This window comes from Nocardia sp. NPDC049935 (assembly GCF_055586645.1).
Genome location: NZ_JBVJHV010000001.1, coordinates 761246 through 783571, shown reverse-complemented (window position 1 = coordinate 783571; position 22326 = coordinate 761246). Strand labels below are relative to the sequence as shown.

The 22326-nt window shown below is 67.6% G+C and carries 21 protein-coding genes; 15 read left to right on the top strand and 6 right to left on the bottom strand.

From position 1 onward, the window contains the following. Position 1 precedes the first annotated feature (1 nt). The 5 genes from nuoL to ACZ6SF_RS03660 all read left to right on the top strand — a co-directional run bounded on the left by nuoL (position 2) and on the right by ACZ6SF_RS03660 (position 7460). Positions 2 to 1888 (top strand): NADH-quinone oxidoreductase subunit L, encoded by a 1887-nt coding sequence (nuoL, locus tag ACZ6SF_RS03680; protein WP_466060421.1) that lies wholly within the window; start codon positions 2 to 4, stop codon positions 1886 to 1888. Next, positions 1885 to 3507: an NADH-quinone oxidoreductase subunit M gene (locus tag ACZ6SF_RS03675; protein WP_466060420.1), complete on the top strand. Its 1623-nt coding sequence runs from the start codon at positions 1885 to 1887 to the stop codon at positions 3505 to 3507. The genes nuoL and ACZ6SF_RS03675 overlap by 4 nt, the downstream gene beginning before the upstream one ends. After that, positions 3497 to 5119 (top strand): NADH-quinone oxidoreductase subunit NuoN, encoded by a 1623-nt coding sequence (gene nuoN, locus ACZ6SF_RS03670; RefSeq protein WP_466060419.1) that lies wholly within the window; start codon positions 3497 to 3499, stop codon positions 5117 to 5119. Before ACZ6SF_RS03675 ends, nuoN begins: the two co-directional genes overlap by 11 nt. Before the next feature lie 159 nt (positions 5120 to 5278). Beyond that, the gene (locus tag ACZ6SF_RS03665) at positions 5279 to 5773 is read left to right on the top strand and encodes a MarR family winged helix-turn-helix transcriptional regulator (RefSeq protein WP_466060418.1); all 495 of its coding nucleotides are present in this window, start codon (positions 5279 to 5281) and stop codon (positions 5771 to 5773) included. Then, a complete protein-coding gene (locus tag ACZ6SF_RS03660; RefSeq protein ID WP_466060417.1) occupies positions 5763 to 7460 on the top strand; it encodes an MDR family MFS transporter in 1698 nt (565 codons plus the stop codon). The genes ACZ6SF_RS03665 and ACZ6SF_RS03660 overlap by 11 nt, the downstream gene beginning before the upstream one ends. Positions 7461 to 7537: 77 nt before the next feature. Here ACZ6SF_RS03660 and ACZ6SF_RS03655 read toward each other — a convergent pair whose 3' ends face one another. After that, complete coding sequence (locus ACZ6SF_RS03655) at positions 7538 to 7891, bottom strand: hypothetical protein (RefSeq protein ID WP_466060416.1); 354 nt, start codon at positions 7889 to 7891, stop codon at positions 7538 to 7540. Positions 7892 to 8004: 113 nt separating this feature from the next. Between ACZ6SF_RS03655 and ACZ6SF_RS03650 the strand changes: the two genes are divergently transcribed. After that, positions 8005 to 9540 carry an ATP-dependent DNA ligase gene (locus ACZ6SF_RS03650; protein ID WP_466060415.1) on the top strand — a complete coding sequence of 512 codons (1536 nt, stop codon included), beginning with the start codon at positions 8005 to 8007 and terminating at the stop codon, positions 9538 to 9540. A gap of 31 nt (positions 9541 to 9571) precedes the next feature. Here the strand turns inward: ACZ6SF_RS03650 and ACZ6SF_RS03645 are convergent, their stop codons facing one another. The 5 genes from ACZ6SF_RS03645 to ACZ6SF_RS03625 form a co-directional block, all read right to left on the bottom strand. Further along, a complete protein-coding gene (locus ACZ6SF_RS03645) occupies positions 9572 to 10165 on the bottom strand; it encodes a TetR/AcrR family transcriptional regulator (protein ID WP_466060414.1) in 594 nt (197 codons plus the stop codon). Positions 10166 to 10267: 102 nt separating this feature from the next. Beyond that, positions 10268 to 10546: a cytochrome C oxidase subunit IV family protein gene (locus ACZ6SF_RS03640; RefSeq protein ID WP_466060413.1), complete on the bottom strand. Its 279-nt coding sequence runs from the start codon at positions 10544 to 10546 to the stop codon at positions 10268 to 10270. A 6-nt stretch (positions 10547 to 10552) separates the two neighbouring features. Then, a complete protein-coding gene (locus ACZ6SF_RS03635; RefSeq protein ID WP_466061329.1) occupies positions 10553 to 11074 on the bottom strand; it encodes a cytochrome c oxidase subunit 3 in 522 nt (173 codons plus the stop codon). A gap of 127 nt (positions 11075 to 11201) precedes the next feature. Next, positions 11202 to 11966, bottom strand: a complete 765-nt coding sequence (locus ACZ6SF_RS03630; protein WP_466060412.1) for a hypothetical protein — start codon at positions 11964 to 11966, stop codon at positions 11202 to 11204. Next, entirely contained in the window at positions 11963 to 12703 is a 741-nt protein-coding gene (locus tag ACZ6SF_RS03625) for a hypothetical protein (protein ID WP_466060411.1), read from the bottom strand. Before ACZ6SF_RS03625 ends, ACZ6SF_RS03630 begins: the two co-directional genes overlap by 4 nt. A 294-nt stretch (positions 12704 to 12997) precedes the next feature. On the opposite strand from ACZ6SF_RS03625, the gene ACZ6SF_RS03620 reads away from it, so the two are divergent. Genes ACZ6SF_RS03620 through ACZ6SF_RS03580 form a run of 9 tightly spaced genes read left to right on the top strand, consistent with a single transcriptional unit; the run spans position 12998 to position 22296 of the window. Then, a complete protein-coding gene (locus tag ACZ6SF_RS03620; protein ID WP_466060410.1) occupies positions 12998 to 13858 on the top strand; it encodes an MlaE family ABC transporter permease in 861 nt (286 codons plus the stop codon). Continuing rightward, positions 13855 to 14712, top strand: a complete 858-nt coding sequence (locus tag ACZ6SF_RS03615) for an ABC transporter permease (protein WP_466060409.1) — start codon at positions 13855 to 13857, stop codon at positions 14710 to 14712. Before ACZ6SF_RS03620 ends, ACZ6SF_RS03615 begins: the two co-directional genes overlap by 4 nt. A gap of 9 nt (positions 14713 to 14721) precedes the next feature. Further along, positions 14722 to 16014, top strand: a complete 1293-nt coding sequence (locus ACZ6SF_RS03610) for an MlaD family protein (RefSeq protein WP_466060408.1) — start codon at positions 14722 to 14724, stop codon at positions 16012 to 16014. Further along, positions 16011 to 17048, top strand: a complete 1038-nt coding sequence (locus tag ACZ6SF_RS03605; protein ID WP_466060407.1) for an MCE family protein — start codon at positions 16011 to 16013, stop codon at positions 17046 to 17048. Before ACZ6SF_RS03610 ends, ACZ6SF_RS03605 begins: the two co-directional genes overlap by 4 nt. A 5-nt stretch (positions 17049 to 17053) precedes the next feature. Beyond that, entirely contained in the window at positions 17054 to 18133 is a 1080-nt protein-coding gene (locus ACZ6SF_RS03600) for an MCE family protein (protein ID WP_466060406.1), read from the top strand. Further along, entirely contained in the window at positions 18130 to 19236 is a 1107-nt protein-coding gene (locus ACZ6SF_RS03595; protein ID WP_466060405.1) for an MCE family protein, read from the top strand. Before ACZ6SF_RS03600 ends, ACZ6SF_RS03595 begins: the two co-directional genes overlap by 4 nt. Continuing rightward, positions 19233 to 20345, top strand: coding sequence for an MlaD family protein (locus ACZ6SF_RS03590; protein ID WP_466060404.1), 1113 nt, complete (start codon positions 19233 to 19235; stop codon positions 20343 to 20345). Before ACZ6SF_RS03595 ends, ACZ6SF_RS03590 begins: the two co-directional genes overlap by 4 nt. Next, positions 20342 to 21637, top strand: coding sequence for an MCE family protein (locus ACZ6SF_RS03585; RefSeq protein WP_466060403.1), 1296 nt, complete (start codon positions 20342 to 20344; stop codon positions 21635 to 21637). The genes ACZ6SF_RS03590 and ACZ6SF_RS03585 overlap by 4 nt, the downstream gene beginning before the upstream one ends. Continuing rightward, positions 21634 to 22296, top strand: coding sequence for a hypothetical protein (locus ACZ6SF_RS03580; RefSeq protein WP_466060402.1), 663 nt, complete (start codon positions 21634 to 21636; stop codon positions 22294 to 22296). The genes ACZ6SF_RS03585 and ACZ6SF_RS03580 overlap by 4 nt, the downstream gene beginning before the upstream one ends. Positions 22297 to 22326: the final 30 nt, after the last annotated feature.

Below are 22326 nucleotides of genomic sequence, written 5' to 3'. Positions count from 1 at the left end.
GATGGATACCGCATCGCTGTGGCTGCTGCCCGCCCTGCCCCTGGCCGGCGCCGCCGTACTGCTGCTCACCGGACGCCGGTCCGATGCCTGGGGTCATCTGCTCGCCACCGTGGCCGCGCTGGCCTCGTTCGTGGTGGCCGTGGTCGCGTTCTCCGGGATGCTGGGCCGCGCCGACGCCGATCGCGCGGTCGCCGTCGATCTGTTCAGCTGGGTTCCGGTAGCCGGGCTGCAGCTCGACTTCGGGCTCGGCCTGGACCAGCTGTCGATCTGTTTCGCGCTGCTCATCACCGGTGTGGGCTCGCTGATCCATATCTATTCGATCGGCTATATGAGCGCCGATCCGGACCGCAGGCGTTTCTTCGCCTACCTCAACCTGTTCCTCGCGGCCATGCTGCTGCTGGTGCTGGCGAACAACTACCTGGTGCTCTACCTGGGCTGGGAGGGTGTCGGCCTCGCCTCCTATCTGCTGATCGGGTTCTGGTATCACAAACCGTCGGCGGCCACGGCGGCCAAGAAGGCGTTCGTGGTCAACCGGGTCGGCGATATGGGCCTGGCACTGGCCATGATGGTCATGTTCACCACCTTCGGATCTCTCGATTTCGGCGCCGTATTCGACGCCGCGCCGGGCGCGAGCGACGGAACCCTCACCGCCATCGGGCTGTTCCTGCTGCTGGCGGCCTGCGGTAAATCCGCCCAGGTACCCCTGCAGTCGTGGCTCGGGGACGCCATGGAGGGCCCGACGCCGGTCTCCGCGCTCATCCACGCCGCCACCATGGTGACCGCCGGCGTGTACCTGATCGCCCGGTCCAACCCGATCTACGATCTCGCACCCGCCGCGCAGGTGGCGGTGGTCGTGGTGGGCGCGGTGACGCTGTTGTTCGGCGCGATCGTCGGTTGCGCCAAGGACGACATCAAGAAGGCGCTGGCGGCGTCCACCATGAGCCAGATCGGCTATATGGTGCTGGCGGTCGGCCTCGGCCCGGCCGGGTACGCGGTGGCGATCATGCATCTGCTGACGCACGGTTTCTTCAAGGCGGGCCTGTTCCTCGGCGCCGGCTCGGTGATGCACGCGATGGACGACGAAACCGATATGCGGCGCTACGGCGGGCTGCGCACACTGCTGCCGATCACCTACGTCACCTTCGGTCTCGGCTATCTCGCCATCATCGGGGTGCCGCCCTTCGCCGGATTCTTCTCCAAGGACCGGATCATCGAGGCCGCCTTCGCCGCGGACGGTATCGCGGGACCGATCCTGGGCACGGTGACCCTGCTCGGCGCCGGGCTCACCGCCTTCTACATGACCCGGGTCATGCTGCTGACCTTCTTCGGCGCGCGACGCTGGAAACCCGATACCCATCCGCACGAATCACCCGGTGTGATGACCGGTCCGATGATCCTGCTGGCCCTCGGGTCGGTCGGCGCCGGGGCGATTTTCGTCTGGGGTTCCTCACTGCAGCACTGGCTCGCCCCGGTGGTCGGTGAACATCACGGCGAGCCCGCGCTACCGGTTCCGGTGATCACCGGACTCGCGCTCGCGGTGGTCGCGGCCGGAGTGGGAGTCGCCTACCGCCAATACGCGCGCGCCGAGGTTCCCGAGACGGCCCCCGAAGCGGTCACCGCGCTGACCGTCGCCGCGCGGCGTGACCTCTACGGGGACGCGGTGAACGAGGCGGTCTTCATGCGTCCCGGCCGGCATCTGACCCGGGCGCTGGTGTTCCTCGACAATCGCGGAATCGACGGACTCGTCAACGGCACGGCCGCCGTCATCGGCGGCGTATCCGCGCGATTCCGCCGGATCCAGACCGGTTTCGTCCGTTCGTATGCCCTGTCCATGTTCACCGGCGCGGCCCTGGTGGCCGCAGCCCTGCTGGCCGTGAGGATCTGGTGAGCGACGTGCCCTGGTTGACCGTGCTGTGGCTGCTTCCCGTAGTGGGTGCGGCGGTCGTACTCCTGCTACCCGCGTCCGCGCGGGCGGCGGCCCGCTGGGCCGGCCTGCTGTTCGCGATCGGCACCTTCGCGGTGGCGCTCGGGATCGCCGCCGCCTTCCAACCGGGTGGCGAGCAGTTCCAATTCGTCGAATCCCAGACCTGGATACCGGCGTTCGGCGCCGGCTACACCGTGGGAGTCGACGGGATCGCGCTGGTCCTGGTGTTGCTCACCGCGGGCCTGGTGCCGCTGCTGGTACTCGCCGGCTGGCACGACGACCGTGAGGTCGGCACCGGTAAACGGGTGACCCACACCTATATCGCGCTCACCCTGCTGGTCGAGGCGATGGTGCTGGTGTCGTTCGTCTCGCTGGACATCCTGCTGTTCTACGTGTTCTTCGAGGCCATGCTCATCCCGATGTACTTTCTCATCGGCGGCTTCGGACCCCGCACCGACGACGCCCAGGTGCGCCGCCAGCGGTCCCGGGCGGCGGTGAAATTCCTCCTGTACAACCTGCTCGGCGGTCTGATCATGCTGGCGGCGGTGATCGGGCTCTATGTCCTCACCGTCCAGCAGGATCTCGGCGCCGACGGCGCGGGCACCTTCGATCTGCGCGTCGTGGTGGAGGCCGCGAACTCGGGACAACTCGGCGCCGCGCCGGCACTGCTCAACGCCCTGTTCCTCGGATTCCTGTTCGCCTTCGCGGTGAAGGCCCCCCTGTGGCCGTTGCACACCTGGCTCCCGGACGCCGCGGTCGCGGCGACCCCGGCGAGCGCGGTGCTGATGATGGCCGTGGTGGACAAGGTCGGCACCTTCGGCATGCTGCGCTACTGTCTGCTGCTCTTCCCGGATGCCGCCCGCACCTACGCCCCGCTGGTGATCACGCTGGCCGTGATCGGCATCATCTACGGGGCGCTGCTGGCGATCGGGCAGACCGATGTGATGCGGCTGATCGCCTATACCTCGATCTCGCATTTCGGATTCATCGTGCTCGGCGTGTTCGCCATGACCAGCCAGGGCCAGACCGGCGCGACCCTCTACATGGTGAATCACGGGTTGTCGACGGCGGCGCTGTTCCTGGTGGCGGGGTTCCTGGTGTCGCGGCGCGGCAGCCGGCTCATCGCCGACTACGGCGGTGTGCAGAAAGTCGCGCCGGTGCTGGCCGGAACGTTCTTCATCGCGGGGCTGGCGACGCTGTCACTACCGGGACTGGCCCCGTTCGTCAGCGAATTCCTGGTCCTGATAGGCACATTCAGCAGATACCAGGTGGCCGCGGTGATCGCGTCGGCCGCCCTGGTGCTGGCCGCGGTCTACGTGCTGTGGCTGTATCAGCGCATGATGACCGGCCCGGTGGCCGAGGGCAGCGATAAGATCCGCGATCTGGCCCCCCGCGAACTCGCGGTGGTGGTCCCGCTCATCGCCGCGCTGATCTTCTTCGGCCTCTACCCGAAACCGGTGCTGGATTTCATCGATCCCGCCGTGAACCAGACCCTCACCACCATCGGAAGTGTCGATCCACCCCCACCGGTACCGGCCCGGCCGGAGGCGGCGAACAGCGGAGGTGCGCATCATGAGCGCTGAGCCGACCGGCGGCGCGATTCTCGCCGCGTCCATCCCCGCACCCAGTATCGAATACCACCTGCTGGCACCGATTCTCGTGGTCTTCGGTGCGGCGGTGCTGGGAGTCCTGGTGGACGCCTTCGTCCCCCGGGCCCGCCGCTATGCCGCCCAGCTGATCCTGACCCTGGCCGGGCTGGTCGCGGCGCTGGTGGCGGTGATCCTGCTCGCGGGTAGTTCCACCACGGCGGTGGGCGGCGCGGTCGCCGTCGACGGCGTGACCCTGTTCCTGCAGGCGACGATGCTGGTCGTCGCGATCCTGGTGGTGCCCTTCGCCGCCGAGCGCGGGCCGCTGCCGCGCCCGCGCTCGGGTCCGGGGACGTGGACCCGAGCCGCCGCCGAACCCGGCTACGGAATGGACGCGTTCACCCCGCAGGCCTCGGCCGTACCCGGTAGCGCCGCCGAGCGGTCCGCCGCGACCGCGGGTATCACCCCGACCGAAGTCTTCCCGCTGCTGATGCTGGCGCTGGGCGGACTGCTGCTCTTCCCGGCGGCCAATGATCTGCTCACCATGTTCGTCGCCCTCGAGGTGCTCTCACTCCCGCTGTACCTGCTGTGCGGGCTGGCCCGCCGGCGGCGCCTGCTCTCGCAGGAGGCGGCGCTGAAGTACTTCCTGCTCGGCGCCTTCTCCTCGGCGTTCTTCCTGTACGGGGTGGCTCTGCTGTACGGCCAGGCGGGAACCGTCCGGCTCACCGGCATCGCGGACGCGCTCGCGGCCGAGACCGGCGAACCGACCCTGGCGCTGCTGGGCGTGGCGATGCTGGCGGTGGGTCTGCTGTTCAAGATCGGCGCCGTCCCGTTCCAGGCCTGGGTGCCCGATGTGTACCAGGGCGCGCCGACCCCCGTCACCGCGTTCATGGCCGCGGCTACCAAGATCGCCGCGCTCGGCGCCCTGCTGCGCGTCCTGCAGGTCGGCGTGCCCGGGATCGCCGGCGACTGGCGTCCGGTGCTGGCCGCGGTGGCCGTGGCCACCATGCTGGCCGGCGCGGTGCTGGCGATCACGCAGACCGATATGAAGCGCATGCTCGCCTACTCCTCGATCGCCCATACCGGGTTCCTGCTCACCGCCCTGGTCGCGGCGGACGACCGTGGCATCTCGGCGACCCTGTTCTACCTCGCGGTCTACGCCCTCGGCACGCTCGGCGCGTTCGCGATCGTGAGCACCGTGCGCGATGCCGACGGCACCGAGGCGACCGAACTGTCGCGGTGGGCCGGCCTCGGCCGGCGCGCGCCCTGGCTCGCGGGTGCGTACGCGCTGCTGCTGTTGTCGTTCGCGGGTATCCCGCTCACGGCCGGTTTCGTCGCAAAATTCGCGGTGTTCCAGGCCGCGGCCGCCGGCGATGCCGGATTCCTGGTCGTGATCGGTGTCCTGGCCAGCGCCGTGGCCGCCTTCTTCTATATCCGGGTGATCGTGCTGATGTTCTTCACCGATCCGCCCGCCGATCCACCGGTTCTCGCCGCCCCACCGGCCACCACGGCGCTGATCGGTCTCGCCGCCACGGCCACCCTGCTGTTCGGCATCGTGGCCCAGCCGCTGCTCAATCTCGCGGACAGCGCGGGCCATTTCGTCCGCTGAGCCACCGCCCACCGCGTGGACCCGGGTTCTTCGGAACCCGGGTCCACGCGTTTTCGCAGGTCATTTGTGGTCAGCGGCACACCCGTGGATAGTTGATTAGGTAAAGCAACAAACTTATAGTTGATTACTGCAAGCAACTGAACAACCTCTGGAGCCCACATGGCCGTTTCCCCCGACACCGCACAGGGCGTTCTCGACGAACTGTTCCTGATCAGTCGAGCGCTGCGCCGGTCTCTCGCGCAGCCCGAGGAGGGCAACCTGCTGCCGGGTGGAATCAGCGTCCTGGTCAACCTGGAGATGGCGGGGCCCTGCCGTCAGGTCGAACTCGCCTGCCAGATCGGTATCAGCGCCTCGGCCATGAGCCGGCACATCACCGAACTCGTCTCCGACGGTTATGTGGTGCGCAGTGCCGACCCCAGCGATGCCCGCGCCACCCGCGTCGAGGTCTCCCCCGCCGGCCGCGATCTCCTGGCCCGTATCCGCGATTCGCGGGTGCGGGGCCTGCAGGAGGTACTGGCCGACTGGACCCAGGACGACGCCGAACGCGCCCGGGAGATCCTGCACACGCTCCGGAGCCGCCTCATCGAACGGGACAGCCGCAACGCCGCGGCCGACCACCGGAAACATTCGGAAGAGAGAGTCGATGTCGACTAGTACCGCGGCGCCGATCTCGCGAGAGCCGGTCGCCATGACCCATCGCCAGATCCTCGAAGCGATGACAGGCCTGCTGGCCGCGCTGTTCACCGCGCTGCTCAGCACCACCATCGTCGCCAACGCCCTACCCACCATCATCGCCGACCTACAAGGCTCCCAAACCGCCTACGCCTGGGTCATCACCACCGCCCTGCTCACCAACGCCGCCTCCACCCCCATCTGGGGCAAACTCGCCGACCTCTTCAACAAGAAGACCCTGGTCCAAACCGCCATCGTCATCTTCGTCATCGGCTCGGTCATCGCCGGACTGGCGCACAACGTGCCGGTACTGCTGGCCGCTCGCGCGCTCCAGGGCGTCGGCATGGGCGGGCTGACCGCCCTCGTGGTCGCCATCATCGGCAGCATCGTCGCCCCGCGTGAACGCGGCCGCTACTCCGGCTATATGGGCGCGGTCATGGCCGTCTCCATGACCGGCGGACCCATCCTCGGCGGCGTCATCGTCGACAGCGCACTGGGCTGGCGCTGGTGCTTCTACATCTGTGTCCCCCTGGCCGTGGTCGCGCTGTTCCTGCTGCAGCGCACCCTGCATCTGCCCACCGTCCGCAAGAGCGATGTGTCCATCGACTGGCTCGGCGCCGGACTGCTCACCGCGGGCGTGTCGGTCCTGCTGATCTGGGTGTCGTTCGCGGGCAAGGCCGGCTACTACGACTGGGTGTCCCGCGAAACCGCCGAATATGTCGGTGCAGGGCTGCTCCTGCTGGCCGCGACCGTGTATGTCGAATCTCGGGTGAAATCACCCATCATCCCGCTGAAGATCGTCACCGAACGCACCACCGCGCTGGCCATCATCGCCTCCATCGCCGTCGGCGTCGGCATGTTCGGGGCCACCACCTTCCTCGGCCAGTACTTCCAGACCGCCCGCGGCTACTCCCCCACCGCCGCCGGACTGCTGTCGGCGCCCATGGTCGCGGGCATGCTCACCGCCTCCGTGGTGTCGGGCGCCCTGATCACCCGGTTCGGCAAATGGAAGCGATTCGTCGTCACCGGCGCCGCGCTGCTGGTGGTCGGATTCGGGCTGCTGTCCACGGTCGACCACGCGACGAACATGTGGCTGATCGGCGGTTTCATCACCGTCACCGGTCTCGGTGTCGGGATGATGATGCAGAACCTGGTGCTGGCGGTCCAGAACACCGTCAGCGTCCAGAACATCGGCGCCGCCTCCAGCAGCGTCGCCTTCTTCCGCACCTTCGGCGGCGCCATCGGTGTCTCGGTCCTGGGTTCCGTCCTGGCCACCCGCGTCGGGGAACTGTCCACCGCGCGGCTCACCGAGCTGGGCGTCCCGGCCGGTTCGTCCGCAGGCGGCGGCAATCTCGACCTGAAGGCGCTGCCCGCGCCCATCGCCGAGATCGTGCGCTTCTCCTACGGCGACGCCACCGGGCGGATCTTCCTCATCGCCGCCGCCGCGACGGTGGTCGCCCTGATCGCCGCGGCGCTGCTGCCGAACCGGCCGCTGCGCCGGACGATCGATATCGAGTCCGACGCCGAGAGCGAAACCGCGCCCGGGCACACCGGCACCGCGGAGACGGCAGGTACCGGGTCCGCGCTCCTCGCCGAAACCCGGATCCCGGACGATCCGGCCGAACTCGACGCCGACGCGAAGCTCGCGGCGGAACCGGCGCGGAACTGACAGCTGCTCCACAGCGACGCCCGCCACCGACCACACGGTCGGTGGCGGGCGTCGCACCGTTCCGCCGGCGGCCGGCGCTACACCCAGAGCGCCGCGATCAGCACATTCACGATCGCCAGCCCACCCGCGGCATCCGACATCCACGCCACCGGCTCCTTGCCCCGTTTGGCATCGGACCGGGCCATCTCCGCGAACGCGGCCACCAGCACCGAGATGACGAGTTTGATCCCGATCTTGACCATATTCAGGTCCTTGTCGAGCGAGGACAGCGATTCGGCCATCCCCACCAGGACCACTCCGCTGATGATCTGCGCTCGCGCACCCCAGACCATCACCTCGTTGACCGCGGGCCGTCCGGCTGCCCAGCCACCGACCACGGCCGCCATACCGAGCAGGTGGGTGACGACCACGACGTTGTAGACGAAATCCATGGAACGAGACGCTACTCGAAATCCGGAGCATCTACTACATAGAGTCGTAAACTGTGGGCTCCACGTCGTCCGGGACGATTGCCCGAGGCCGGTGCGCATGCGAGGCTGTTGGCGTGCTGTTCGCCGAGGTAGCCGCCGCGTCCGCCGCTGTCGCCGCGGCGCCGGCCCGGCTGGCCAAGATCGATCACCTCGCCGCACTCCTCGCACGGGTCGCGGCTCCCGGTGACGCCCGGATGGTCGCGGTCACAGCGTCCTGGCTTTCCGGTGAACTGCCGCAGCGTCAGATCGGGGTGGGCTGGGCGGCACTGCGGACGCTGCCGCCGCCCGCCGGCACCGCGACGCTCACGGTCGCCGAGGTGGACGCACGGTTCACCCGGATCGGCGCGGTTTCCGGGAAAGGATCCAAGGCCCTGCGCGCCGAACTGGTCCGCGAACTCTTCGGCACGGCAACCGATATCGAGCAGACGTTTCTCCGCCGGCTGCTCAGCGGTGAGTTGCGTCAGGGGGCACTGTCGGGAGTCATGGCCGACGCGACAGCCCGGGCCGCCGGTATTCCCGCCGCCGACGTGCGCCGCGCCGCGATGCTGGCCGGGGCTCTCCCCACGGTCGCGGCGGCGGCCCTCACCGGCGGCCGCGCCGCCCTCGAGGAGTTCCGGTTACGTGCGGGACAGCCGGTGGGACCGATGCTCGCCCAGACCGCCGACGGGGTCACCGACGCGCTCCAGCGGCTCGGCGGTACGGCGATCCTCGAAGCCAAACTCGACGGCGCCCGGGTGCAGATCCATCGCGCGGGATCGGAGGTCTCGATCTTCACCCGCAGCCTCGACGACGTCACCGTCCGGCTACCCGAGGTCGTGGCGGCCACCCTCGCGCTACCGGCGACCGATCTGATCGCGGATGCCGAGACCATCGCACTCCGGCCCGACGGCCGGCCGCAGCGCTTCCAGGTCACCGCTGCCCGGTTCGGCCGCAAGAACCCGGGCGAGCAGGAACCGCTGTCGGTGTTCTTCTTCGATCTGCTGCATCTGGACGGGCGGGACCTCCTCGACCTGCCCGCCCGTGACCGCCTCGCCGCCCTCGATGCGCTCGTCCCCGCCGACCGGCGGGTCGACCGCCTGGTGACCGCGGACGCCTCGGCGGCCCAGGAGTTCCTGGACCGCACCTTGGCCGCCGGGCACGAGGGCGTGATGGCGAAGTCACCGTCGGCGCCCTACGAGGCCGGCCGCCGCGGCGCGGGCTGGCTCAAGGTCAAACCCGTGCACACCCTGGACCTGGTGGTTCTCGCGGTCGAATGGGGGTCGGGGCGGCGCACCGGCAAGCTCTCGAATATCCATCTGGGCGCCCGTGATCCGGGCACCGGCGGATTCGTGATGCTCGGCAAGACGTTCAAGGGGATGACCGATGCCATGCTGGAATGGCAGACCACCCGTTTCACCGAACTCGCCGAGGGTCCGACCGACGGGTACGTCGTGAGATTACGCCCCGAACAGGTCGTCGAGATCGCCTTCGACGGAGTCCAGGGTTCCACCCGCTATCCCGGCGGTATGGCGCTGCGGTTCGCCCGCGTGGTGCGCTACCGCGACGACAAGACCGCCGCCGAAGCCGATACGGTCGATACCGTCCGGCGGTTCTACGAAAGCAGCGACTGACCCGGATCGCCCGGAATCGCCGTCTCGGAAGTCAGTCGGGCAGGTCCAGCATCCGGTGGGTCAGATGGGTCAGGGTGGCGCGCAGTGTGTCATCGTCCAGTTCGGTGACCAGCGGGTTCACCACCGACCCTGCGATCGCGCCCGACAGCACCGCGGCCGACACCCGGGCGAGCGCATTATCGCCCTGCCCCTGGTCGAGGAGGACCGAATACAGCCGCGCCACGAACAACCGGAAGGGTTCGTGCTCGCCCAGCAGGCGGACGATGACCGGGTCGTTGGTCAGGGTGCTGACCCACCGCCGCCGGGTCACCGCGAGGTCGATAACACTGTCCAGCAGCACTTTTCGTGCCTTGGGAAGTTCCGGTTCGGCCTCGGCGGCGATCAGGGCGTCCTCGAGTACGGCCAGTTCACCGGCGGTCACCGCGATGACAATTTCATCCTTGGTCTTGAACTGGTAGTACACCGCCGCCTTGGTCACCCCCAATGTGTCCGCGATCATTTTCAATGAGGTTCCGCTGACACCGTGCAACCCGATGAGATGGAGGGCGGCCGCCATCGTCCGCCGCTGGGCCGCGGTCCAGCGGATGCCGCTGAACGGCCGCAGGGGATTACTGTCGGCGAGCATGGACGGAGGTTATCCGATCGAACTCGAGCGACCACCGGACTTGTATCCCTGCTACCGCGCCGGCCTCGTCACCGCGTGCGGGAGCGCCTACCATGGCCGCGCTCACCACAGATATATCCCGAGCACCGTGCCCCACAACACGACCAGCCACAGGTCGGTAGCGATACGCAGCCAGCGCGGCGCGCTCCGCGCCTCCATGAAGTATCCGATGATCAGCCGCCCTTTCAGCGCGCCGAGCGCGACGACCGCCATCGTGATCGGAGTGCTGGCGGATACGGGCGAATCGCCGTGCCCGGGCGCCAGCACCCAGGACAGCAGCGTCACAGCACAGAGCAGGAGCCACACCACGGTGGTGGCCCGCACGGTGACGGATCGGGTCATGCTGATTCACCTCATCACGTAGAGCAGGCCGAAGATGACGATCCACAGCAGATCGACCATATGCCAGTAGATGGCCCCGGATTCGGCGACCGCGGCCCGCCGGCGCCGCGGGTCACGCAGTTCGCGGACGACGACTCCGAGGATCACCAGCCCCAGCGCCACATGGAACAGGTGAACCCCGGTGAGCATGTAGTAGAAGGTAAAGAACTCGCCGGCAGAGAACGTATGCCCGTCGGCGGCTTCGGTGGACCATTCGTAGGCCTTGATGCCCATGAACACCACCCCGAGCGCGGCACCGGTGTAGACCAGGCGCAACGCGCGGTCCGGTGCACCGGCTCTGGTCGCGTGCACGCTGCGGGCGACGAACCAGGAGCTGGTGAGCAGGACCAGCGTGTTGAGGGTGCCGAGGTCGAGATTCAGGTATCGCTGGGAGGCCAGGAATTCCGCCGGCGCCATGGCCCGGTGCACCATGAAGATCACGAAGTAGGCGCCGAAGATCAGCAGGTCACCCAGCACCATGACCCACATGTGCCCGTCGCCGGGCAGCGGGAGCCGTGCTCCCACAGCGGTATCGGGGCCGTGCTCGGTGCCGACGGCGCGGTCGATATCGGTCATCGCGAATACCTCTCGTGCGGATCGGGCGATATCGCGCGGCTCACGGCAGCGGCGATTCGTCGGCGGGCTGCAACTGCCCGGCCTTGCGGAGAAAAGTGATGAGGCACATCAACCAGAATCCGAAGACAGCGGTGCCCATCCAGAACGAGATCGACCCGTTCCAGGCGAACGGCCCGGCCGTCGAAATGAATACGGGGGCAGCCATGATCTCGGTGACGATCTGCCAGATCGTCACATATCCGAGCCATTTGGGAAAAATTTCGTTGCGGTCGTAGAAAATCGCGAGGGCGAAACCGAAATACGCGGCGACGAAACATCCGAGCGATCCCACATAGGAGAGCAGGCCGAGATCGTAGAGCAGGGCCAGCAGCTCAGGATCGCGATCCTGACGGAACACCGCGACCAGAAAGCAGAAGGCCACCAGCAGACATCCGGGGAGAGCGCCCACTGCCATACCGCCCATATAGATATAGGCGCCGACCGATCCGGATGTCATACGCTTCATGTGATAAACGACGATGCCGTTCGATATTCCCGCACCGCCGACGATGAGCAGCAGGATCGCGAACCCGATCTTGATGGTGAGGGAATGCGCGTCGAAGAATTCGGTGATCTGCCCGGGATCGGTATCCGGCCGTGGTGGCGGCATGACCCGGCCGAGAAGAACGAAGATCAATCCGAACGCAGTGTAGAACCCCGGGACTATCGCGAAGCACAGCCAGACATCCCTTTTCCCGGCCGGTTTCACGGAATCCGCCGAGCGCTGATCCGGCATCGCGCCGGACGGTGGTGCCGGAACCTTCATCGCAGCGCCGCCTCCTCGGCCTGCCGCCGCAGCGCCGACCGCAGCACGACGAACATCACCACGATGAACGCCGCGAACGCGGCGTTGCGCAACCAGAACGAAATCGCGCCGTCCCAGGCCAGCGGGCCACTGGTAACCACGGCCGCGGCGGTGGCCGGAGCCATCGCGAGGGCGATGACCACGGCGAAATGGCCCACCCAGCGCGGGAACACCCGCTGTGGCCCGCTGTCGAAATAGACCGCCGCGGCGAGCAACAGATTCTGCGCGACCAGGACCCCCACCGGCGCGACGAAGACGATCCAGGCCAGATCGTTGAGCAGCAGAATGAGTTCGGGACTGCGATCGGGCCGGAAGGCGGCGACCAGATAGAAGATATCGGCCAGGGCGAAGATGGTCGCCCCGCTGACGGTAGCGGTCAGGTAGCAGTAGGCGAACACATGACTCTGTGTGGCCATCCGTTTCAGTTGCGCCACGATCACCATGAAGAACGGAATGAGCATGATCCCGCAGAGATTGAACGTGATCATACTGAAACGCACGAGGGCCTGATTCTCGGCGTAGAAATCCGCTACTTCCTGCGCCGGCAACGCCGGGGAAATCGGCGGAAAGAATCCGGGAAAAGCCAGGAACGCGATCGCCAGGACAACACCGGCCACCGGCCCTGTCCACAAGCAGATCGATTGAATCTCGAGATCGGCCCCGGATTCCGGGCGGCCGGTATCGGCAAGAGTCTGCATCGCACCTCGATTCACTCAGATCGGCATCGGATTCGCAGGGGGATGCTCTAGCATCGGATGAGACCACCTGATCTAGCCGATCGGCTAGATCGAGATTAGGTCACCCGAGGCGAGTTGTCGACCCCGACTTTTCTGCCGCACAACCGATTACCACTCGAACGCGGCAGAGGAACCCGGAATCGCCCGATCAATTTTTTTCTAGCCGAACGGCTAGCATCGGCTTGCCGGTTCCGCTAGCCTGCTCCCAGCGCCATCGAGCGCAGGTGGTTCCACAGCGAATAGGCGGAGGTCCCCGTGAAAAACGGACCAACCCTCGATAACAACAGACCAGCGGCAACCGACGAGATCACGGCCTGGTTCCAGGGCGTTCTCCGACGTCATCCGATCGCCGCGCTGGATACCCTCGGGCGTCAGCTCATCATGGGCGGTCAGGCTCTGCGCCACCTGTTCGCCGACCTCGCCGCCGGGCGTTTCCCGATCGGTGAGTTCGTGCACCAAGCGGCGTTCATGGTCCGGACGTCCTGGCTGCCGACGGTGGCGGTGGCGCTTCCCATCAGCGCCACCCTGTCGATCCAGTTCGGGCTACTCGCAGGTCAAGTCGGCGCGACATCGCTGGCCGGGGCAGCGAGCGGACTCGCGGTCATCCGCCAGTCGGCGCCGCTGGTCACTGCCATGCTGCTGGCCGCGGCGGTGGGATCGGCGATCTGCTCCGATCTCGGTGCCCGCACGATTCGCGACGAGATCGACGCGATGGAGGTGATGGGCGTATCCGCGCTGCGCCGGCTGGTGGTGCCGCGCCTGGCGGCCGGGGTGGTGGTCGCCGTGGCCCTCACCGGGTTGAGTTGTTTCATCGGTTTTCTCGCCGGATACCTGTTCAACGTCTACGTGCAGAGCGGCACTCCCGGCAGTTTCATGGCCACGTTCTCCTCCTTCGCGACCGCGAGCGACCTCTACCTGGCCATGGTCAAAGCCGTCGTCTTCGGGATGATCGTGACCGTTATCGCCTGCGAGAAGGGCTTGAGCAGCAAGGGCGGGCCCGGCGGTGTCGCCGACGCCGTCAATGCCACGGTGGTCGCCTCCATCATCGTGCTGATGGTCGTGAACGTCGGGTTCACCGAGATGTACACGATCCTGTTCCCCAGGACGACATTGTGACCGCCGCGACCTACAAGGTGCCCGGAACGGCGCTGCCGCTCAAAGCGATCCGGACCGGTACCCGCGTGTTCATCACGCTCGGTCATATGTTCGTGTTCTTCCTGCGCGCCCTGGGTTCCATCCCGGTGGCACTGCGGCACTACAGCCGGGAATCGATGCGGATCCTCTCGGATGTCACCTGGGGCAACGGATCGCTGGTGGTCGGCGGGGGCACCGCCGGCGTGATCATCGTGCTCGGCGCCGCCGCCGGGGCCATCGTGGGTATCGAAGGCTTCAGCGCGCTGAAGCTGCTCGGGATGGAGCAGGCCACGGGCATGATCGCCGCCACCGCCGCGACCCGCGAACTCGCGCCGATCATGGCCTCCATCGCCTTCGCCTCCCAGGCGGGCTGCCGGTTCACCGCGCAGCTCGGCGCCATGCGGATCGCCGAGGAGATCGACGCCTTGCATTCGGTGGCGATCCGCCCGATCCCCTATCTGGTATCCACCCGGTTGCTGGCGTCCATGATCGCGGTCGTCCCGCTGTACCTCGCCGCCCTCGCCGCGGACTATCTGGCCGTCGAATTCTTCGTCTGGGTGGCCGGCGGCGATTCCTTCGGCACCTACGCGCACTATTTCAACCTGGTGATCAGCGGCACCGATATCCTGTACTCGCTGCTCAAGGCACTGATATTCGTGGTCATCACCACGACCGTGCAGTGCTACTACGGCTATTACGCGGCCGGCGGACCCCAGGGCGTGGGCGTGGCCGCCGGACGCGCCATGCGGGCGAGTATCACCGTGATGATCACGGTGAACCTGCTGTTGACCTTGGCGCTGTGGGGTTTCGACTCCGGTTCGCGGCTGAGTGGATAGGGAGTAGCGATGCCCAGCGCTTTCGAAGCAGACGATCGTAACCTCGCGGACTGGAAACTCCTGGTGAGCGGCGTCGCGTTCGCCGTCGTCACCGCGGCCCTCGTCGCCGCCGGAATCGCCCGCTCGCAAGGGGTGTTCGAACCGACCGTCCATGTCACGGCCCTGATGACCGATATCGGGGACGGGCTGCCGGTGAAATCGGATGTGAAGTACCGGGGAGTGCTGGTCGGAATCGTCACCGAGGTGGCGCCGGCCGGCGGCGACGGACCGAACCGGGTCGGGATCGAATTGTGGCCGCGGCAGGCCGGGGGTATTCCCGCGACCGTGACGGCGCGAGTCGTGCCCAGCAATGTTTTCGCGGTGCCCTCGGTCCAGCTGGTGGACAACGGACCCGCGCACACCCTGGCGGCCGACGCGGAGATACCGCAGGACCGCAGCCTCGCCACGGTCCAGTTGCAGACCTCGCTGACGGCGTTGAGCCGGATCGCCACAGCCGCCGGCCGCTCCCCCACCGACCCCACGGTCGGCATCCTGGAAACCGTGCAGCGCGCCACCAGCGGTCGCGGCGACGAGATGCTACGGGCGGGGGCGCAACTCGAACGTATCGCGACCGCATTGAACGAGGTCACCGCGCCGGACGGCGGCCCCTCCACGATGGATTCGCTCGCGCGGGCGCTGGCGGGATTGCAGTCGTCCTCGCCCGAACTCCTCGCGGCCGTCAACAACTCGGTCACCCCGATGCATATCGCCGCCCAGCAGCGCGACCGGCTCACCGCGCTGCTCTCCGGCGGCCTCGTCACCTCCACGACGGTCGGGACCGCGCTGACCAACCACACCGGCACTCTCACCGATATCACCGGCAAGATGGCACCGGTCCTCGATGCGCTCGGCCGGGGCAGCCAGAACTTCGTCCAGATGACCACCTCGCTGGGGAGGCTCAATCCGGTATTCCGGGAATTCTGGCGAACCGACACCCAGAGCGCCCGCGCGAGGATCATCGTGGAACTCACTCCACACAAGCAGTACACCCGCGCCGACTGCCCCCGCTACGGAGAACTGGCCGGACCCAGCTGCACCACCGGACCGGCGGGCTCGGCACCGCTCATCCCCGGCGGGTTCACGCCGGCGAGTACCGCGCCGGGCGAGGTCGTGGGCCCGGGCGACCGCGACGCCGTCGCCACGGTGCTGGGAGGCGAACCCGATACGCTGTCCACCCTCGTGCTGGGACCGCTGCTCCGCGGTAACGATGTCAGCGTCACACCCGTCCAGAGCACACCGGCGGCAACGGAGGCGCCCCGATGAGTTACCGCAGGCCCCTGATCGGGCTGTCCGTATTCCTGATCATCTCCCTGGTGCTGACCTGGATGGTCCATGTGACCCTGCAGCGCGATGTCCCGGGCAGCACCCACAGCTACGCCGCGATTTTCACCGATGTGTCCGGCCTGCGTCCGGGCGACGACGTGCGGATGGCGGGCGTACAGGTGGGTCGTGTCGACGCCATCGAGATCGACGGGACCCACGCCCGGGTGACCTTCCAGGTCACCCGGGACCAATCGCTGTACGGCAACACGGTCGCCTCGGTGACCTATCAGAACCTGATCGGGCAGCGGTATCTCGGCCTGGCGCTCGACGACTTCGGCAGTCCCCAGGTGCTGGAACCCGACGCGGTGATACCGGTCGAACACACCGAACCGTCCTTCGATATCTCGGCCCTGCTCAACGGGTTCCAGCCCTTGTTCGGCATGCTGGATCCGGAGGACGTCGACAACCTCACCGGCTCGCTGATCCGCGCGTTACAGGGCGAGGACGGCGCGGTGCTCGCCCTGATCACCGAAACCACGTCACTGGTCGAATCGTTCGCCGGGCCGGACCAGGTCCTCGGCCCGATCATCGACAATCTCGGTCGCGTGCTGACCGATCTCGCGCAGCGCAGTGGTGAATTGCAGACCACGATCACGCAGACACGCAAGATCTTCGACGGCCTGTCCGCGCGCCGGGACACCCTGCTCACCCAGACCACCGAGATCGCCACGGTGCTCGACCGGGCCGCGCAGGTGGTCCAGGGCGCGGCACCGACTCTGGCCCGGTTCGTCACCCGCGAACCCGGCTTCTCCCGTCATTTCGTCGAGAACAAAGGGGATTTCGCCTACCTCGGCTACAACCTGCCGGCGATGTTCAAATCCCTTTCCCGAATCACCGACACCGGCGCCTATCTCAACGCCTACGTCTGCGACGTGGGCTTCAGCATGGTTCCCGGTGTCGATCCCCTGATTGCCCAGATACTCGCGGCCGCATCGCCCAGCGGCCGGGTAGAGCATTCCGCGATATGCAGGTGAGGACCATGGAATCGGCACGCCGCGCGGCACTGCGCCGCGCGAAGGCACTCCGTCATCGACTGCCGGACCGGTGGCGCCGGCGCGGACCGGCCACACCGCTACGGGTCGGCCTCCTCTCGGTCGGCGTGGTCGCGGTGGTTCTCGCCGCGATGGTCTTCGTGAACTCCCTGCAACTGGGCAAGGTGACCTATCGGGCGCAGTTCCAGCAGGCCGCGGGGATCGCGTCGGGCGATTCGGTCACCTACGCCGGTGTGCCGGTCGGGACCGTGACCGGCACCCGGCTCGACGGCGACCGCGTGGCCGTCACCATGAAGATCGACCGATCGGTACGACTCGGGTCCGATACCGGGGCCGCCATCAAACTCACCACCCTGCTCGGAACGCGCTATGTGGAATTGCGGTCCGACGGGACCGGAACGCTACCGGACCGTCTCATCCCCCTCGACCGGACCACCGTGCCCTACAACCTGGAAACCGCGCTCCAGGACGCGACCACCACCTTCGACCGGGTCGATGCCGATCAGATCGCCCAGTCGATGACCACGCTGGCCCAGCAACTCCAGGGACTGCCCCCGCTGGTACCGGAGGCGCTGCACAACGTCGAGACCGTCGCGACCATCATCGGGCAGCGCCGCGACCAGATCGGGGCTCTGCTACACAGCACCGAACAGATCACCACCGTCCTGCACGACCAGCAGGCCGATCTGGGCGCGCTGATCGGTCAGGCGAGCACCGTGCTCCAGGAGATCAACGCACGTCAGGGGGCACTCCAACGGCTCTTGGACGCCACCACGGTGCTGGTGCACCAGCTCGAACCGATCGTCGTCGGGGATCGCGGCAAGATCCAGACACTGCTCGACGATCTGCGGGCCATGACCGCCATGATCGCGAACAACGATGCCCTGCTCCGCAATCTGCTACAGGTCCTCCCGGTGCCCTGGCGTCTGTTCGCCAATGCCACCGGCACCGGGATGGAGCTGTCCGCCAACGCCCCCGACGGCGCCTTCATCGACTCGTTCATGTGCGCGCTCAGCGGGCGGGCCGTACAGGTGGGTAAGGCCCCGTACTACAAGGATTGCCAATGAACACACCGGCTCGCCGGACAGTGCTGGCGCTCACCGTATTCGGCGTACTGTTCGCCGGCTGTGCGAGCGTGCCCGCGCTGCGCCAGGAAGACACCGTCATCACCGCTCGTTTCGCCAATGCCAACGGTATGTACACCGGCAACGCCGTCTCCGTCCTCGGGATGCGGGTCGGCGATATCACCGAGGTGCGCGCGCACCCCACCGGCGTCGAGATAGAAATGCATATCGACGGCTCCATCCAGTTACCGGCCGATGTTCTCGCGGTCGCCGTATCCGATTCCCTGCTCACCGACCGCCGGATCGAACTGAGTCCCGCCTACCGCGGCGGTCCCGAACTGCCCCGGCACGCGGTACTGGGGGCCGAACGGACCAGAACGCCGGTGGAATTCGACAGCCTGCTCACCATGGTGAACAAACTCGCCGGCTCACTCGGCGGCGACGGAGCCGGCGCCGGTCCGGTGGGCGATCTGATGGATCTCGGTACCGGCGTCACCACCGGGCACGGCGAGCAGATGCGCACCGCGCTCGGCGAGCTGTCCCGGGCGATGCAGCTCGGCAGCGATCACGGCGCCGCGACCCGCGACGCGATCACCGAGGTGGTCACCGGCCTCGACGGGCTGGTCGCCGCCGCCGCCCGCAACGATACGACCCTGCGTGAGTTCGGCGCCGGTGTCCATCAGCTCAGTGACTTCCTCGCCGCGCAGGGTCTCGGCTCCGGCGATACCGGCGCGCTGCTGAACCGGATCATCACCACGGTCACCGAACTGCTCCAGCAGAATCAGGGCACCTTGACCGAACTCGCCGGCAACACCGGCACGATGTTCTCCACCCTGGCCGAGTACGACGCGAATATCGGGGAATTCCTCGATGTCTTCCCGCTGGTCACCGATAACGTCTACAACGCCATCGACCAGAATGTCGGCGCGCTGCGCGCCACTGTGGACCTGAACCGGGTCCTGCTGGACGGCCAGATGGTGAAAGAGGTGTGCAATCTGCTGCATCTCACCGAACTCGGCTGTGACACCGGATCCATGCGCGATATGGGACCGGATTTCGGTATCACCGCCATCCTGCAGGGACTGGCCCAGGAGCCGCCGCGATGATCTCTCGACGGTTCACCCGGTTCCTCGCCGCGACAACGATCGTCGCCTGCACCACCGCGACCGCCGGTTGTGCGCTGAGCCTAGATCAGCTGCCACTGCCCTCCCCCGGTATCCCCGCCGATTCCTGGTCGCTCACCGCGTCCTTCGACAACGCGCTCAACCTGCCGGCGAAGGCGAAGGTGCGGTTCAACGGCGCCGATATCGGCCAGGTCGAATCGATGGTCGCCCGCGACTACACCGCCGTGGTGACCATGCGCATCCGGCCCGACGTCGAACTCCCGGCGGGCACCACCGCCGAACTCCGCTCCGCCACCCCGATGGGCGACGTCTATATCGCCCTGGCCGCACCCTCGACCCCCTCCCCCGGTGGCGGGATGCTCCGCGACGGCGCCACCATCCCGATCGATTCCACCTCGGCCGCCGCGACGATCGAAGAAGTTCTCAGCCGCTCCTCGCTGCTGGTCAACGGTTCCGCGATCAAGAACCTCACCGAATTGGTCACCGCGCTCGGTGAGCATCTCGACGGCCGCGGCGAACGACTCGCCACTCTCCTCACCCGGACCAGGGAGTTGCTGGCCACCTTGGCGGGCCGGTCGGGCCAGATCGACGCGATCCTCGCGAGCAGCGCGGCGCTGAGCACCACCTTCGCCGAGCAGCACACCGCGCTCGGCGACGCGGTCACCGCGGCGGCGCCGGCGGCGCAGGTGATCGGCGACGAAACCGACTCGATCATCGCGCTCGTCGACCGGATCCACGTCATCACCGGGCAACTGGCCCGGTTTCCCTCGATCCAGGGCACCAACCAGGGCAGTATGGTCGCCGATCTCGACGCACTCGCCGCCGGGCTGAATGCCGCGGCGGTCAATCCGGAGGCCAGCACGCACGGTCTCAACGAGATCCTGTCCATCGTCTACAAGGTCACCAGTGCCCAATCGGCTCATATCGATGTCGATGTGGCCCAGATAGCTCTCGGTGCCGCGCCCGACCCCAACTTCCCCGGCGATCCCGGCGCCCGGCCGCCGGATATCACCGACTGGACGGCCTTCGTCGGCTCCCTCCAATACATGCTGAACCGCCTCGGCGGCCGACTGAACGGACCTCCCCGATGAACCGGCGCAGCCACCACGGCATCGTCGAGACCCCCGCGCGCGTCGTCGTCGGCCTCGCCCGGCGAATCAGCCGCCGCCGAACGACGACCTCCCTGACCGGGCTGGCGCTCGTTCTGCTCACCGGCAGCGGGTACCTGGTATTCGGCGCCCTCGACCTGGATCCGCTCGCCGGAAAGTACACGGTGCAGGTCGAACTGGCCGAATCCGGCGGCCTGCTTCCAGGACAGGACGTCACCCTGCGCGGGGTGCGGATCGGCCGCGTCGACTCGGTGCAGGCGACCGGCGACAAGGTCGTGGCGATCGCCAGCATCGACGACAAGACCCGGATCCCGGCCAGTGGGCCGGTTCGCACCGCGGCGCTGTCGGCGGCCGGGGAACAGTATCTCGATTTCCTCCCCGATACCGAGAACGGTCCCTTCCTCGAATCCGGGTCCGTGGTACCCCTCGACCGCACGTCCGGCCCCACCACCCTGGCCACCATGCTGGAGGGGCTCTCGGCGGTTCTGGCCCAACTCGATCCCGAACAGCTGCGCACCATTTCGAACGAACTGGGCGTGAGCGATGCCGGACCCGAGAAGCTGGCCGCCATCATCGACGGCGGCACCTTCATGCTCGCCACCCTCGACGGGGTGCTCCCTCAGACGGTGAGCCTGCTGCGCAACAGCCGGACCGTCCTCACCACGCTCGCCGACTCCGCACCGGGAATCCACGACACCGCCGCGAACCTATCGGCCACCTTCGGCGGAATCGCCGCCATGGCCGGCGGATTCGAACAGCTCGTCGGCCGCACCCCGGAGACACTGGCCGCCGTCGACACCCTCATCGCCCAGAACTCGCCGACCATGGTGCAGTTGCTGGGCAATCTGACCACCGTCGCCCAGATGGCGAATCCGCGGGTACCGGCGTTCGAGGAATTCTTCTTCCCCCGGCAGCGGACCGGATCGGTCCTCGACGCCATCCGCACCGGATTCCACCACGGCGAGGTCTGGGCGCTGGCCAGTATCTACCCCCGGTATCAATGCACCTACGACGTCCCGCGCCGCCCCGGGACGGTACCCGACTACCCCGAGCCCTACCTGTACTCCGACTGCACCGATCCCGATCCCACCCTGCTCCCGCGCGGCGCCCGCAACGCCCCACGCCCGCCCGGCGTCGAACCGCCGGGTGTCCCGCCCGGCGCGGACCCGCTGGCCACGGCCGATCCCACCCCGACCGGGCCGTACAGCATCCCGCTGCCCTACGGCGGGCCGCACGCACCGACCTATGTGCCGCCCAACGGAGGAACACCATGACATCACCCGACATCACCGCGGAATCCGGACCCGGCACGACAAGCGACAGCGCGGCGCCGCCGGATACCGAGCGTTCCGATACCGGCACCGCCGACGAACCAATGTCGGCCGCGGCCGACGGCGACGATCGATCCGGCACCGAGGACGATCGGCCGGGGTCCGCCGGGAGACCGGGCCGCATCTCATCGCGGCGCACCCTCCTCGGCGTACTCGTCCTGCTGCTGGCGGTCACCACCACCCTGTCCGCCGTTCTCGGCCTGCAGTGGCTGGAACGCCGCGAGGTCGACCGCGCCGCCACCGCCGCGCTCGCGTCCGCACAGCAGTACGCGGTCGCCCTGACCAGCATCGACGTGAAGAGTATGGACGCGGATTTCACGGCCATCGCCGAGGGCGCCACCGGCGAGTTCAAGCAGATGTACACCCGCTCGGCCGAACAGCTCAAACCCCTTCTGACCGAGGCACAATCGGTAAGCAACGGCCGCATCATCGCGTCCAGTGTGCAGTCGGCATCCGAAAACCGCGTGGTGGTGCTGTTGTTCGTCGACGCCGAGATCACCAACAGCACCACACCGGCCCCGCGCCTCGACCGCAACCGCATCGTCATGACCATGGACCGCGACGGTGAGCGCTGGCTCGCGAGCAAGGTCGAACTGCTCTGAGATATCCGCCACCGACGGAGGACGGCGCGC

Bases quoted from the DNA above. Each gene is read 5' to 3' on its own strand.
- ACZ6SF_RS03635 (WP_466061329.1), bottom strand. From the start codon at position 11,074: ATGTGGGTCATGGTGCTGGGTGACCTGCTGATCTTCGGCGCCTACTTC.
- ACZ6SF_RS03610 (WP_466060408.1), top strand. From the start codon at position 14,722: ATGCCCAGCGCTTTCGAAGCAGACGATCGTAACCTCGCGGACTGGAAA.
- ACZ6SF_RS03580 (WP_466060402.1), top strand. From the start codon at position 21,634: ATGACATCACCCGACATCACCGCGGAATCCGGACCCGGCACGACAAGC.
- ACZ6SF_RS03630 (WP_466060412.1), bottom strand. From the start codon at position 11,966: ATGAAGGTTCCGGCACCACCGTCCGGCGCGATGCCGGATCAGCGCTCG.
- ACZ6SF_RS03625 (WP_466060411.1), bottom strand. From the start codon at position 12,703: ATGCAGACTCTTGCCGATACCGGCCGCCCGGAATCCGGGGCCGATCTC.
- ACZ6SF_RS03600 (WP_466060406.1), top strand. From the start codon at position 17,054: ATGGAATCGGCACGCCGCGCGGCACTGCGCCGCGCGAAGGCACTCCGT.
- ACZ6SF_RS03590 (WP_466060404.1), top strand. From the start codon at position 19,233: ATGATCTCTCGACGGTTCACCCGGTTCCTCGCCGCGACAACGATCGTC.
- nuoN (WP_466060419.1), top strand. From the start codon at position 3,497: ATGAGCGCTGAGCCGACCGGCGGCGCGATTCTCGCCGCGTCCATCCCC.
- nuoL (WP_466060421.1), top strand. From the start codon at position 2: ATGGATACCGCATCGCTGTGGCTGCTGCCCGCCCTGCCCCTGGCCGGC.
- ACZ6SF_RS03605 (WP_466060407.1), top strand. From the start codon at position 16,011: ATGAGTTACCGCAGGCCCCTGATCGGGCTGTCCGTATTCCTGATCATC.
- ACZ6SF_RS03660 (WP_466060417.1), top strand. From the start codon at position 5,763: ATGTCGACTAGTACCGCGGCGCCGATCTCGCGAGAGCCGGTCGCCATG.
- ACZ6SF_RS03645 (WP_466060414.1), bottom strand. From the start codon at position 10,165: ATGCTCGCCGACAGTAATCCCCTGCGGCCGTTCAGCGGCATCCGCTGG.
- ACZ6SF_RS03585 (WP_466060403.1), top strand. From the start codon at position 20,342: ATGAACCGGCGCAGCCACCACGGCATCGTCGAGACCCCCGCGCGCGTC.
- ACZ6SF_RS03665 (WP_466060418.1), top strand. From the start codon at position 5,279: ATGGCCGTTTCCCCCGACACCGCACAGGGCGTTCTCGACGAACTGTTC.
- ACZ6SF_RS03640 (WP_466060413.1), bottom strand. From the start codon at position 10,546: ATGACCCGATCCGTCACCGTGCGGGCCACCACCGTGGTGTGGCTCCTG.
- ACZ6SF_RS03655 (WP_466060416.1), bottom strand. From the start codon at position 7,891: ATGGATTTCGTCTACAACGTCGTGGTCGTCACCCACCTGCTCGGTATG.
- ACZ6SF_RS03595 (WP_466060405.1), top strand. From the start codon at position 18,130: ATGAACACACCGGCTCGCCGGACAGTGCTGGCGCTCACCGTATTCGGC.